This window comes from Pseudomonas sp. MDV22-iso1 (assembly GCF_058145095.1).
Map to the genome: position 1 here is coordinate 1 of NZ_JBYVMF010000001.1, position 13,957 is coordinate 13,957.

A 13,957-nucleotide genomic window follows, 5' to 3' on the forward strand; every position below is an offset into this window, starting at 1 on the left:
ACAGCATCAGCCGTCAGCTATTGGCTTGGAATGTGGGGTTCGTGGATCGCACTCGCTGCAATTGCAGCGACCATCGAAGACTATCGATGGAACCCATCTCGCACCAGTTCATGAACACCGCTAGAAATTGAAGGAAATTTCCGACGAGATTGTCCGGAAAAATCGCTGGTTGTAGGATCGATTTCGCGGAAGTCACGAAAATTTAATATTGGTAACGTGAGTTTAATTAAGCCGCACTCTAGTTAATTATGATTGTTTTCTTGGTATCGTCGTAGGCAGCGAAGAAGTACTTCCATAAATGCCTTTCGGTTGACAACTTCGTCGTCGAAATAGGTTGTCATTTTCTCGAATACCCGATCAAAAGTATCACTCTCGCGTAGAAAATACTCGATTGTGCATATTAGAGAGTCTCTTTCTTTAGAGGTGTAAGCAAGAAATTCTGGTTCCATTAAGATGTCAAACATCTCGGTGAGCTCTCGCTCATTGTTTACGTTTTTTGAAGCTATAATAGTTTCTCTTTCTGCGTCGTAGGTGTTTTCTATGTCGAAAACAAAAAGAAGGCTGCGTATATCTGCGATGTTAAAGTTATTTTTCACTAGTCGAAATCCGTGAAAGAAGTTTTAGGGTGGCCGCTATTATTCAATATGACAATGGCTTTGGTCTGCTGACCATACTCCAGACCGTCGCGCTTATACCCCTCTCCAATTATTTTTCCCATGTCTATAGGTCTACGTGATGTTTGTAGATCGGTTTGTCGGAAAATTAATTTCGCTCTATATATGGCGTTTAATTGATCGCGGTGGCTCAAAAAGTGTGTGGCGGCAGGGGGGATCATCGGCTCGCCTGCCTTATTTCCATTCTGATACCTTTCAATTTCTCCCGTTGTTGGATTTCGACCAGAAGTTACACGCTCACGCTGAGATTCCAACGTGGTTTGCTTGCCATGTTTTTCCACGAAGTGGGCACCTATTATGGAATCTTCCATTTTTTTCAATTCTCGATATGCATTAGCCTCAGCCAACTCATCAATCCGCGCCCGTCGTTCCTCACGAGTCAGCTTCGGCAGTCCAGGCGCGCCTTCATCAACCGTTACGCCAGTGACATCATCCGGCGCACCACACCCAGTCTTACCCGGCGGCGGACAACTCAACCCCAGCGGATCCACCCACCCCGTCGGATTCGGCGTGTACTGGTACTGCTTCAACCCACCCGCCAGCTTGATCGGGTCGGGCGTCAAATACCGGCCAACATCCGGATTGTAGTAGCGATGCCGGTTGTAGTGCAGGCCGCTTTCGGCGTCGAAGTATTGCCCTTGAAACCGCAGCGGCTGCTCCAGCTGCTCACCGCCGCCGTGTTGAAGACGACTGAGTTTGCCGTAGGCGTTGTACTTCGCCGTCCAGACGATTTCGCCGCTGAAATCCGTCAATTCCTGCGGCGTACCGAGGTGGTCGAGTTGGTAGTAGAACGGGCAAGCCTTGCGTGGGCCTTTGCCGTCGAGCATGGCCAGTGGGCGGAAGCTGCCGGGTTCGTAGAGGTAGCTGCGGTAGTGGTTTTTGCTGCTTTCGGCGACGAGGTTGTCGCCTTGCCAGAAAAACTCGGTGGTGAGGCCGTCGACGGTTTTGGCGATGCGGCGGCCGAAGGCGTCGTAGCGGTAGCTGGCCGTTTGACCGTCGGGGCGAGTGAGGCCGATCAAGCGGTGTTGGCAGTCGTAGCGGTATTCGGTGACGAGTTTTTGTGCGGTGCCGCGGCGTTCGCGGATGAGGTTGCCGAAGGCGTCGTAGTCGTAGTGGCGGTCGCCCTGCATCAACAGGCGGTTGCCTTTGACGGACGGCCTGCCGACGCGGTCTTGCATGAACAGGTTGCCCGCCGGGTCGTGGGCGAAGGTTTCCGGGTCGTCGTCGCGGGCGTGGTTGACCCTAGTCAGGCGGTTTAGCGGGTCGTACTGGTAACTGCGGCGGCCGTGACGGGTGTCGGAGATCAGTTCGAGGTTGCCGTTGGCACCGTAGGAATAATCGCGGCGATACAGGGGTTGTTGCGGTTTGCCGATGGCGTGGGCGGTCAGGCGACCTTGATCGTCGTAGGCATAGTCGCTGAGCAGCAGGCCCTGCTGGCGTTGCTGTTCGCGGCCACCGGTAAAGTGGTGTGCCGTCAGCCGGGCGCCATTAAGGTCGATGCCGGTCAGGGCGCCACCCGCCGCGTGGTGGTAATCGAGGACGCTGTTGTCCGGCAGGCGCAGGCGGTTGAGCTGGCCGCTGGCGTCGTAGCCATAGCGCAAGGTGCCCCAGCTCTGGTGTTCGGTGATCAGCCGATCCTGGCGGTCGTATTCGAATTCCAGCGGGTGGTCGTGACCGTCGTCGACACTGGTCAGACGGCCGAGGCTGTCGTAGTGATAGGTAACGGAGGTGCCATCGGGCAGGGTCTTGACCTGCAAACGTCCGGCCGCATCGCGTGTATACCCGGTGACCAGTTGCGAGCCGTCCTCGCCAAACTCGGTCTTCTCCAGCAGGTGCCCGTTGAGGTCGTATTCGTAGGCGGTGCGCAGACCGTCGAAGCCGGTTTCCTGTCGGATCAGTCCGTTGGCGGTGTAGTCCAGAAGGTACTTTTCGCCGGCCTCGTTCTCGATCTCCGTCAGCAGCAACTGTGCGTTGTCGTAGCGATATTGCAGCTGCGAACCGTCCGGATTGACCCGGCGGCTGACCAGGTGCAGGTCCTCGACGTACTCGTAACGCGTGACCTGGCCCAGCTCATCGGTGGCAGAGGTGAGCGTGCCGTAGGCGTTGTAGCTGTAAGCGCAGGTGGCTCCGGAGGGGGAGGTGCTGTGGATCAGTCGGCCGACGGCATCCCACTGCGAGTGCGTGACGGCGCCGTGTTCGTCCTCCTGGGTAATCCTCCGCCCCAAAGCATCGTAGGAAAACTTCCGCTTGCCACCTTCTGGCAGGGTTTCTTCAACGAGCTGGCCCAGCGCGTTCCAGACGAACAGATGACGGCTGTGATCCGGGTAACGGATCGATAGCAAGCGACCCTGCGCGTCGTAGCGGTAGTGCGTGGCGTGACCGTCGGGGTCGATGGCCTCGGTGACATCGCCTTGGGCATTGCGCAGGTACTTCCACTCGGCCTTGCCACGAAAGCGCGCGTGCAGGAAACCGTTACGGTATTCGTAGGCCGTCGGCGCATCTTCTGGCGGAATCAGCGCCACCAGCCGTCCGGCCTCGTCGTAGTGATACTCGGTAACCGCGCCCAGCGGGTCCTGCTCGGCGATCAAACGACCCTGATCGTCGTAGGACTTGAGGTGTTCGCCGCCATCCAGCTCGACCTTGCGCACCAGCCGCGCCCGATCATCGTGGACGTACACCTCTTCGCTGCCATCGAAATTCTTGACCGTGACGCTGCCCTGATCATCCCAGACGTAGTGCGCATCCATCTGCGCAAACGAGGCCCAGTGACGGATGCAGCGGGCCGCCTTGCCAGACCTCTCCCACGCCCAGAAGAAACTCGCCCCACCGGCCAGTTGCCGCTGCAGGATCACGTGCTGCTCGTCATAGCGATAACGCTCGCTCTCCTCGGCGGCGTTGGTCGCTTCGATCAGCTGCTGGTGCTCGTCGTAGCGATAACGAACCAGCGTCTGCTCGGTCACCCAGCCCTGGGCCACGGTGGGCGCCGGGGTAAACCGCTGATAGTCGACGGCGATCAGGTGGCGACGGTCGTAACGCAGCAGCAAGGCGCGACCAGCGCCGTTGTCCACGCGCTCGAGACGGCCGTGGTAGTCGTGGGTCAGGTGCAGGCGGTTGTCGTAGGCATCGCTGATCGCGCTTAAGCGACCGTTGATGAAATGGTAAAAACGCGGTGCGTCGCCGGCCTGGGCAAGGATCAGTTCTTCGGCCGCATCACCGAGAAAAATCGCCGCCCGCGACAGGCTGTTGTGGATCGCCGGGCGTTCGTTGTTCGGCAAGGGAAAAGGCGTGCGACGGTTTTCGTGATCAATCCAGATGACTTCGTCGCCGACGATTTCCAGGCGATGGGACAGGCTGTGGCTCCAGCCGAAACCCAGGCCGACATCGAGCTCGGCGGCGCTGGTGCGGTAGAGGCGGGTGAAGTCGAAGGGCAGGACGCCGTCGAGCGTGCCGTCGGTGAGGGTCAGCAGTTCTTCGCCGGTGACCATCGACACCGGGCACTTGTTAGTCGCGGTTTTTGATACAGAATCAGCGCTGTCACCGTTGGGGTTTTTCGCTTGTTTCGAGGCGTCGTCGCGGTGTTCGTTCTGCTTGAGGGTGGTGTTCTTGCGGGCGTTCCAGTTCAGCAGCAGGCGACCCTGATTGGCGCCGGCCGCGATGCCGCGTGCGGCGGCGGCTTTGTAGTCGTGGACGTATTGGGTGATCGAGTTAAGGGTGTGAAAAGTCGCCTTGACGAATCGCAGCGCAAGGCCGGCCAACACCGAACCGTACTTCAGTCCGCGAAATGCCAGATAGGCCGCAGCGATTGGTATTCCTACCCCGGTGCTCGCAAGCGCCAGCGCGATGAGCGTATCGATGAGGACCTGTCCGATTAATTCTCCTGTGGCACCCGCCACCTCACTGGGCGGCAGCATCTCCCACCACAGACTGGCAGTTCGCAGCAGTAAAATGAGCACCGCTTCATCACTCGCCAGCAGCATGGCTTTTTCCATTGCTGCGGGGGACTCTCGAGCCAGATCCATCAGCGATTGCGCACTGCTGCCCAGCCGCTCACGGTATTTTTCAGGATCCTTAAGAATGTCGAAGACCAGGCTGATGGTGTCCCACACCCCAACAATCGCGGCCCAACTCCCGGCCAGCATGCCGTTCCCCGCCGCCGCAAACACCGACTGCGACCACTGCGGCTTGAACCCCTGCCACTCCTTACGCAGCCAGTCTTCCAGTTGCCCGGTCAGTCCGTCGTAAGACTTGAACAGCGCATCAACCTGATCCTTCGTCACCGCACTTTGCACATGCACCCGGTAAAACTTCCCGGGAATACCTTCGAACTCTCCCTTGCCGTGCTCATCCAGCGTGACCGACTTGCGCTCGCCACCCTCGACCGCTATCACATCAACCTGAATGTTCCCCAACGGAATGTCATACACCGACTCGAACGTACTCTCGATCAGCAGAATCCCGCCGCTCGGGCACTGCGCCACCGTGGAGATAAAATCGTCATCGCGACGACCGACCACCGTGGTGCTATCACCGAGCTTGATCCGCCGATCCATGTCCATCAGCGACGGCAGATCCGTCGCGTGACTGACGGTGTCGGCGGCACGGCTGAACCAGTGATCGAGCTGCTGGCGATACAGCGTCAGGGTGTTGGGGAAGTCGTCGAGTGCCTGCTCAATGCGTGCGCTGTGTTCCATCAGCGCGGCGCTTCGAACGCAGGCGAACACACAATCGGGTCGAACATGAGCAGTCCCTCGCGCAGGAAAAATGGCGCGGGAGACTGTGCGGGGGATCAGCGGGGAAAGAAGTCAGGCGGGGGAGGTGTGGTTGGTAGGAAGATTCGCTGAATGGCGAGGATGAAACGATTGGCGCTGAAAAATCACACTATTTCCATGCGCACAAAACGACTGTGGGAGCGGGCTTGCTCGCGAAGGCTGTGTGCCAGTCAAAGCACTAGTCGACTGACACACCGCCATCGCTGGCAGGCCAGCTCCCACAGGGTTATGTGTGAATTTTGCGAAGGCGGTGTATCAGTCAACACAACTGTGACTGACATACCGCCATCGCTGGCAAGCCAGCTCCCACAGGGAACTGTGAGAGTTTCGCGGGAGGCGGTGTGTCAGTTAATGCTGCTGTGACTGACGCACCGCCATCGCTGGCAGGCCAGCTCCCACAGGGTTCTGTGTGAATTTCGCGAAGGCGGTGTGCCGGTCAAAGCACTAGTCGACTGATACTCCGCCATCGCTGGCAGGCCAGCTCCCACAGGGTCAGGGGGAACCTCGGGATCACTGCAGATTTTTCAGGTACGCGCGCCACCCTCCGAAGTGACTGATATCCACAGCCCCCTCCAGCCCGTACCCTTCGCAAATGAACCCGCTCTCCCAGCGCCCATCCGCCAGTTGCACCTTGCCCAATCCCAATGGCGCCGGGATTCCGGTCAGGAATGAGCCCAGTTCGCTGCTCGGCAATTCCCACACCTCCACTGCAACCGCCACGCCGCCGTTTTTCACCCGAACCATACCCGGGCGAAAGGGCGGCCCACCGGCCAGTGCGTACAACTGATAGTCCGGCGAACTGTGGGTCGTCTCGACCAACGTGGCCCCACGCCGTTTCAGTTGCCAATTCAACGCCAGGCCATCCAGATGCGCCCCGCATACCACCAGCCGTGCGCGGTCGTTGCGGGCGACCGTCGTTGGTGCTGATAGCGTTGAACCTTGGTGACGCTGCAACGCATCCGCCACGCTCAACAAATACTGGTCGGTGAATACCCGCCCGAACAGCGTTACACCCCACGGCAAGCCATTGCCCATCAAGCCGCTCGGCACGGCGACGGCCGCGTAGTCGAGCAGGTTCATGAAGTTGGTGTAGTAACCCAATTGCGAGTTGCGCAGCACGGGTTCGGCTTCCAGTTCGGCTAGCGTCACCGGGCGGCCGATGGTTGGCGTGATGACGCAATCGAGGTCCTCCAGTGCCTTGTCGCACAGCGCCTTGAGGGCTTGCAGGCGGTACTGCGCGCGGAACGTTTGTACGCCGGTCACCGCCGGCGCCTTGGCCAGCACGGCACGAATCACCGGCAGCACGGCTTCGGGATGGGTCTCCATCAGCTCCCCGGCGACGCTGTAGCGTTCGGCGACCCACGGCCCTTCATAGAGCAGGCGGGCGGCTTCGAGGAACGGCGACAAATCCAGCTCCACCGCTTCACCACCCAAAGCCTTGAGCTGATCGATGGCATCACCGAACAACAGCGGACCTTCGGGGCAGCCGAAGAATTGCAGGTCCTGCGCACGGGGTACTCCGAAACGAAATGGATGAGGCGTACCGAACGCCGAGCCGTCATTCCACAGCGGGTTGCTGCGGCTGTACTCGTCCCGAGGATCAAGCTGCGCGGTCAGCGCCAATAGCTGGCTGGCTTCTCGAGCGGTCGCCGTAAAGGTGGTGACGCAATCGAGCGTGCGGCAGGCGGGTACGACACCCGCTGTGGAGATCAAGCCTTTGCTGGCTTTCAGTCCGACCAGATTGTTCAGCGCCGCCGGTACTCGCCCCGAGCCCGCCGTGTCGGTGCCTAGGGCAAAGCTCGCCACACCGAGTGCCACGGCCAGCGAAGACCCGGCGCTGGAACCCCCCGATGGATACTCCGGCAACACGCTGTTGGGGCAGGCGCCGTAGGGAGATCGACTGCCATTGAGGCCGGTCGCGAACTGGTCGAGATTGGTCTTGCCCAACGGGATCGCCCCCAGCGCCAGCAACTGCTCGACGATGGTCGCCGAGCGCTCTGGCACATAGGCAAATGCCGGGCACGCGGCGGTGGTGGGGATGCCCGCCAAATCGATGTTGTCCTTGATCGCGAACGGCACGCCGAACAACGGCAAGCTGTCGATGGTTTGATCATCGAGGGCGGCCAGATAGGGCTCCAGTTCTTCGACGCTGAGCAAGTGGATGAACAGGTGATAGTCCGGGTTCAACGCTGCGGCTTTGTCGCGCAGGCTCAGCAGCAGTTGCCGAGGCGTGACGCTGCCGTCGCGGTAGGCATTGCGCAGGGCGTCGAGTTGCAGATTGATGTTCATGGCATTGATCCTTTTAGAAATGGTTTCAGTCGAGTTCCAGCACCACGACACGCTGCCCGGCGCGCACCGCCGAACCCGGTTGCACGCGAATCTCGCGCACCACGCCAGCCATGGGTGCCAATAGCGGAATTTCCATCTTCATCGACTCCAGAATCACCAGCACGTCGCCGGCCTGAACCCGGCTGCCGGTTTCAACTTGAACCTGCCAGAGGTTGCCGGCGATGTGGCTGTCGACGCTCTGTTGACCGCTGGCCAGTGGTGCATCCTCGGTCACCTCGGGGGTGAGTTCTTCACTGTCGAAATGCGCCTGGCCACTGGCGATCCAGCGCTCGCGCTCGGCGTTGAAGGCGCCTTTTTGCTGATCGCGAAACGCGGCGATGGTCTCGGCTTCCTTCGCCAGGAACGCCTGGTAATCCGCCAGGTTCAGCTGGCTGTGTTCGATGTTCAAATCGAAACGCCCGAGCGGAAAATCCCGGCGGATGCGCAGCAGTTCATCGGCGCTGACCGGGTAAAAACGGATCTGGTCAAAGAAGCGCAGCAACCACGGTTTGCCATCGAATGCGGCGACTTCGCGATAGCGGTTCCACATCTGCAAAGTGCGACCGACGAACTGATATCCGCCGGGACCTTCCATGCCGTACACGCACATGTAGGCCCCGCCGATGCCCACCGAATTCTCGGCGGTCCAGGTGCGCGCGGGGTTGTATTTTGTGGTCACCAGGCGGTGCCGCGGGTCGAGGGGCGTGGCGACCGGGGCGCCGAGGTAGACGTCGCCCAGGCCCATGACCAGGTAGCTGGCGTCGAACACTGTGCGCTGCACTTCGTCGAGATTGGGCAGGTCGTTGATGCGGCGGATGAACTCCAGGTTGCTCGGGCACCACGGTGCGTCCTTGCGCACGGTGGTCATGTATTTTTCGATGGCCAGCTGACAGGCAGGGTCATCCCATGACAGGGGCAGATGGACGATGCGCGACGGGACTTGCAGGTCCCTGGCGGCACACACGGCGTCCCATTCACCGGCGACGATGCCAAGCAAATCCGCCAGCGGCAGTTGTTCGGGTTGGTAGTGCACTTGCAGTGAGCGGATGCCTGGCGTCAGGTCGATCACACCGTGCAGGTGTTTGCTTTCCAGTGCCTGCATGAGGGCGTGGGCGCGAAAGCGCAACACGAGATCGAGCTCGGGGGCGCCGATTTCCAGCAGTAGATGCGTGTCGCCGGAGAGGCGTGCAACCAGCCGGGTATCGTCCTGGCCCAAATCCAGCACAACAGGCGACACGACCGCCTGGGGGAGCACAAACCCTGTGGCGAGCGAGCTTGTCGAATCGTCGCACCGTCCCGCTGGGTCGCGAAGCGGCCCCAAGTCCTGATCCCCCGTTTTTTCTGATAGACCTGGCGACTGCTTCGCACTCGAGCGGGAGCAAGCTCCCTCGCCACAAAAGCGTTGTGTCGCAAGGTTACGGGCAGTCTTCAGGTCGACGGGGAGGAACTGCACTTTGTCGCCCGCCTTGAGTTGCCCCAGTTGCCAGAGGTCCGCTTCGATGACTGTGACAGGGCAGACAAAACCGCCCAGGCTGGGACCGTCCGGGCCGAGGATCACCGGCATGTCGCCGGTGAAATCCACCGCGCCGATCGCATACGGATTGTCATGAATGTTCGACGGATGCAGCCCGGCTTCGCCGCCATCAGCCCGCACCCATTGCGGCTTCGGTCCGATCAGCCGCACACCGGTTCGGCTGGAGTTGAAATGCACTTCCCACTGAGTGGCGAAGAAGGTGCCGATGTAGTTTTCGGTGAAGTATTCCGGCGCGCCGTGGGGGCCGTAGATCACCCGGATTTGCCGTACGCCTGGCAGCTCGGTGACCTGTTCTTCGGGCAGATGTTCACCATGCTGACGGTCGCTCAAAACAGGGATATGCAACACATCCCCCGCCCGCAGGGCACGTCCTCCGTGCCCACCAAACTGGCCAAGGGTAAAGGTGCTTTTGCTGCCCAGGTAATCCGGTACCTGAAGGCCTCCACGCACGCACACATAGCTGCGAGCGCCCGCGCCGGCGATCGTGCCGAGGCTTAACGTAGCGCCCGCCGGAATCAGCAGCGTGGTGTTCATCGACACTTTTTCGCCGTTCAACGCCAGCGGGATCACGGCCCCGGTGACCGCCACCACCGCCTCGCAATTGAAGCGCAGCAACGGCCCGCTCATGGTGATTTCGAGTGCCGCGGCACCTTCGTCGTTACCCAGCAGACGATTACCCAAACGCAGCGCGCGACTGTCCATCGGCCCGGACGGCGGAACGCCCACGGCCCAATAACCAAGACGACCGGGATAGTCCTGCACGCTGGTTTGGGTCCCCGCGCTGAGCACCTCGAACGTGTTGGCCTGATAGACCAGATCTTCCAGGCAGCGAGTCCACGGCTGGCCGCTGGCAAAGGGCGCGTCGAGCAGGATCTGTCGCAGATAATCGCGGTTGGTTTCCACGCCATACAGCACGCTGTCGCCCAATGCCTGATGCAGATCGGCGGCTGCTTCTGCCCGGGTCGGCGCCCAGCAGATGACCTTGGCGATCATCGGATCGAAGTACGGCGGGATCTCGCAACCTGCCTCGACCCAGGTGTCGATGCGCAACTGTTTACCATCGGCGGCAGGGAAATGAACGGCCGTCAGCAAGCCTGGGCTTGGCTGGAAATCCCGACCTGGATCTTCGGCGTAGAGGCGTGCCTGGATGGCATGGCCATCGGGTTTCAAACCTTGGCTCAGTTCGCTCAGGGGCGGCAGATCACCGGCCGCCAGCGCCACCATCCAGCGCACCAGATCCACGCCCCACACTTGTTCGGTGACACCGTGTTCGACCTGCAAACGAGTGTTCACTTCAAGGAAGTAGAAACGCTGGGCTTCGCTGTCGAACACAAACTCCACGGTGCCGGCGCTGCGGTAGTTCACTGCTTTGGCCAGCTTGATCGCTGCGGCACACAGCGCGTCGGCCATGCCGTCGGGCAGGTTGGGCGCTGGGGTTTCTTCAAGGACTTTCTGATTGCGACGCTGGACGGAGCAATCGCGCACGCCGAGGGCAATGACGTCACCTCGACCGTCGCCGAACACCTGGACTTCAAGGTGGCGGGCGCGCTGGATGTACTTCTCGATAAACACGCCAGCGTCGCTGAAGTTGTTTTGGCCAAGACGTTTGACCGTTTCAAAGGATTCGCTTAATTCCGCCGCGCTGCGGCAGACGCGCATACCGATGCCGCCACCGCCGGCGGTGCTTTTGAGCATCACCGGATAGCCGACGTGTTCGCCGGCAATCAATGCCGCGTCGAGGCTGTCGAGCAGCTCGGTGCCTTCGAGCATCGGCACGCCATGCTGTTTGGCCAGGGCGCGTGCGGTGTGCTTGAGGCCGAACACCCGCAGTTGCTCTGGCGTCGGGCCGATGAACGCGATGATGGCCGCTTCGCAGGCTTCGGCGAACGCGGCGTTTTCCGAGAGGAAGCCGTAGCCGGGATGGATCGCCGTGGCGCCGGTTGCCCGGGCGATGGCGAGAATCTTGTCGACGGCCAGGTACGTGCCAGCGGCAGCGCCTTCGCCGAGGCTGTGAGCTTCATCGGCCTGCAGGATGTGCAGGCTGGCAGCGTCAGCTTCGGAATACACGGCGACGCCTTTGACCTGCAGTTCACGCAGGGTGCGCAGAATGCGGCAGGCAATGGCGCCACGGTTGGCAATCAGGACTTTTTCGAACATGGCATAACCCCCGGAGGCGATTGCGCATCAGCCTCGACCTGGGATGCGGGCCGTCCCGCAGTTTTTCGATAAGCGCCGGGGTCGTCCTCGGGCGGCAAAAACAATTCTCTTCAGAACACCGCAGTCCCCTGTGGGAGCGAGCCTGCTCGCGATGGCGTCGGCACATTTAAAATGGATGTCGACTGCCACACCGCTATCGCGAGCAGGCTCGCTCCCACAGGGGGACTGCGGTGTTTTTACTTTTTCAGGCACTGCCCGGAGCGGGCCTGGCACAGGGTGAACAGCCATTTACGCAACCGCGTCATTTTCAGTTCCATACCAGGATCTCCGCCGGGGTCGGGTTGTAGGCGTTGCAGGGGTTGTTCAGTTGCGGGCAGTTGGAAATCAGCACAATCACGTCCATCTCGGCGCGCAGGTCGACGTATTTGCCTGGCGCTGAAATCCCGTCTTCGAAGGTCAGTCCGCCGTCCGCCGTGACCGGTACGTTCATGAAGAAATTGATGTTCGGCCCGATGTCGCCCTTGCCCAGTCGACCATCGTGGACGCAGGCGCGCAGGTAGTTGTCGCGGCAGCTGTGCATGTAGCGCTTTTCCAGGGCATAGCGCACGGTGTTGCTCTCTTGGGCGCACGCGCCGCCTAGGGTGTCGTGGCGTCCGCAGGTGTCGGCGACGATGGTCAGCATCGGTTTGCCGAGGTTGGAATAGAGCACGCTGCCGGTGCTCAGGTAGACGCTGTTCTGCCGGCGCAACGTGCGCTGTACGTCGTAGCGTTCTTTCGGATTGGCCACGCTGTAGAACAGGGTGTCGACGGCTTGATTGCCTTCCAGATCAAGGATGCGCAGGGTCTGGCCAGCCTTGACCTCCGTCAGGAAGGGTTCACCTGCCGGGACCGTGGCGCGATACACCGCGTTTTCAGGCTGTGGTTGTGCGGTTGCAATAGCGAGTGACATGGCAGCGATCCTCAGGCGAACAGACGGTCGGTGTTGATGAAGCCGCGCTCGTTTTCCGGGCGCGAGGTGCGGCAGTGTTCGGCGACGCTGGCGTCCGCCTTCATCCAGCTAAGCTTCAAGGGTTTTGGTGCGTAGTCAGGGGAGGGGTCCATCGGGTGTTGCAAAGCGGTGAGCACCACCAGCGTGTCCATGGGGGCGTACAACTCGATGTAGTCACCGGCCTTGGAATTGCCCTCGACGAAGTGAAAATGCCCGGCCTCATCGACGTTGACTCGGCTGAAAAGATTGAGCGTCATCAGCAAGTCGGACAGGCCCAACCCCCATTTGCCCAGCTCCACCAGCAGGTTGTCAGTGCCGTTGCGGAAGAAACCGTTACGCAGTTCCTGATAGCGACCGGCGCCGTATTTTTGCGCGACTTCTTCAGCGCAGAGCACGCCACCGAGGCTGTCGCTCCAGCCACAGGTGTCGGCGGTAATGGCGGCCAGCACGCGGCCCATGTCCGAGTACAGGCAATGGCCGGTGGTGAGCTTGGCGGTGTGTTGGCATTTGAGGCTGTCGGGCAGGTTCAGGCGCTCGGTTTTTTCGTTCGCGTTGAGCAACGTCAGGCTGACATTGGCACCGCCGCGCAGGTCGGTCAGGCGCAGCAGTTGGTCGCGCTTCATAATGAAAGAACGATGGCCACCGCCAGGGAGCGTTTCTTCGGCGAAGACCGGGAACAGTTGGGTCGAATCAGTCATGTGCAAACTCCTCTAAGCGGTACGAAGCAGGCCTGCCAACGGCGTCGGCAAGGCATCGACGGCGGCGCGATTGACGCGGCGGTCGCTGTTCAAAGGGATGTCGTAGGTGATGCGCGCGCCATAGGCGCCGGGGGCGTGCGGGTCGACGCGGACCTTGTCGAATACCAGCAAACGCGTGCCCAGGCTGAAGCCTTCGGACAGGTCATGGGTGACCATGAACACCGTCAATTGCGTCTCGCGCCACAGCTCCAGCAGGAGGCCGTGCATGTCTTTGCGGATGCCCGGATCGAGGGCGCCGAAGGGTTCGTCGAGCAGTAATACCCGCGGTTTCATGATCAGCGCCTGAGCGATGGCCAGTCGTTGCTGCATGCCGCCGGACAGCTGCGCCGGATACCTGTCCAGCGCATGACCGAGGCCGACTTTGTGCAGCAGTACCGAGGCCTGTTCGCGGGCGTCTTTTTTGGCGCTGCCAAACAACCGACCGAGTAACGGCGAGCGGGGCAGCTCCAGGCCGAGGGCGACGTTGTCCAGCACTGTCAGGTGCGGGAACACCGAGTAGCGCTGGAACACCACGCCACGGCTGGAATCCGGTTCGCTGGCGAGGGCTTGGCCATCGAGCAGGATCTCTCCGCGACTGGCGCGTTCCTGGCCGAGCAACAGGCGCAGGAAGGTCGACTTACCGCACCCGGATGCGCCGACCAGGGTGCAGAACTCCCCTTCGTTGACGTTCAGGTTCAAGCCTTCGAGCACCACCTGATCGGCGTATTGCTGCCAGACGTTTTTCACCGTGATGAAGCTCATGCGCGGGC

Annotated in this window: 6 protein-coding genes; all 6 read right to left on the reverse strand. The window is 60.8% G+C overall.

The features are described 5' to 3' along the window. Positions 1 to 595 precede the first annotated feature (595 nt). On the reverse strand, positions 596 to 5,365 hold the full coding sequence (locus AC3ZVB_RS00005; RefSeq protein WP_490145467.1) for an RHS repeat-associated core domain-containing protein: 4,770 nt from the start codon (positions 5,363 to 5,365) through the stop codon (positions 596 to 598). A 588-nt stretch (positions 5,366 to 5,953) separates the two neighbouring features. Further along, complete coding sequence (gene atzF, locus AC3ZVB_RS00010) at positions 5,954 to 7,732, reverse strand: allophanate hydrolase (RefSeq protein WP_490145468.1); 1,779 nt, start codon at positions 7,730 to 7,732, stop codon at positions 5,954 to 5,956. A gap of 25 nt (positions 7,733 to 7,757) precedes the next feature. Continuing rightward, on the reverse strand, positions 7,758 to 11,462 hold the full coding sequence (uca, locus tag AC3ZVB_RS00015) for an urea carboxylase (protein ID WP_490145469.1): 3,705 nt from the start codon (positions 11,460 to 11,462) through the stop codon (positions 7,758 to 7,760). Positions 11,463 to 11,769: 307 nt separating this feature from the next. Next, positions 11,770 to 12,411 carry an urea amidolyase associated protein UAAP2 gene (locus AC3ZVB_RS00020; protein WP_490145470.1) on the reverse strand — a complete coding sequence of 214 codons (642 nt, stop codon included), beginning with the start codon at positions 12,409 to 12,411 and terminating at the stop codon, positions 11,770 to 11,772. An 11-nt stretch (positions 12,412 to 12,422) separates the two neighbouring features. Continuing rightward, a complete protein-coding gene (locus tag AC3ZVB_RS00025; RefSeq protein WP_490145471.1) occupies positions 12,423 to 13,148 on the reverse strand; it encodes an urea amidolyase associated protein UAAP1 in 726 nt (241 codons plus the stop codon). 12 nt (positions 13,149 to 13,160) lie between these two features. After that, positions 13,161 to 13,949 (reverse strand): ABC transporter ATP-binding protein, encoded by a 789-nt coding sequence (locus tag AC3ZVB_RS00030; RefSeq protein ID WP_162439447.1) that lies wholly within the window; start codon positions 13,947 to 13,949, stop codon positions 13,161 to 13,163. Positions 13,950 to 13,957 lie beyond the last annotated feature (8 nt).

Coding starts and splice junctions, on each gene's coding strand:
- AC3ZVB_RS00025 (WP_490145471.1), bottom strand. CDS start 13,148: ATGACTGATTCGACCCAACTGTTCCCGGTCTTCGCCGAAGAAACGCTC.
- AC3ZVB_RS00005 (WP_490145467.1), bottom strand. CDS start 5,365: ATGGAACACAGCGCACGCATTGAGCAGGCACTCGACGACTTCCCCAAC.
- AC3ZVB_RS00030 (WP_162439447.1), bottom strand. CDS start 13,949: ATGAGCTTCATCACGGTGAAAAACGTCTGGCAGCAATACGCCGATCAG.
- atzF (WP_490145468.1), bottom strand. CDS start 7,732: ATGAACATCAATCTGCAACTCGACGCCCTGCGCAATGCCTACCGCGAC.
- AC3ZVB_RS00020 (WP_490145470.1), bottom strand. CDS start 12,411: ATGTCACTCGCTATTGCAACCGCACAACCACAGCCTGAAAACGCGGTG.
- uca (WP_490145469.1), bottom strand. CDS start 11,462: ATGTTCGAAAAAGTCCTGATTGCCAACCGTGGCGCCATTGCCTGCCGC.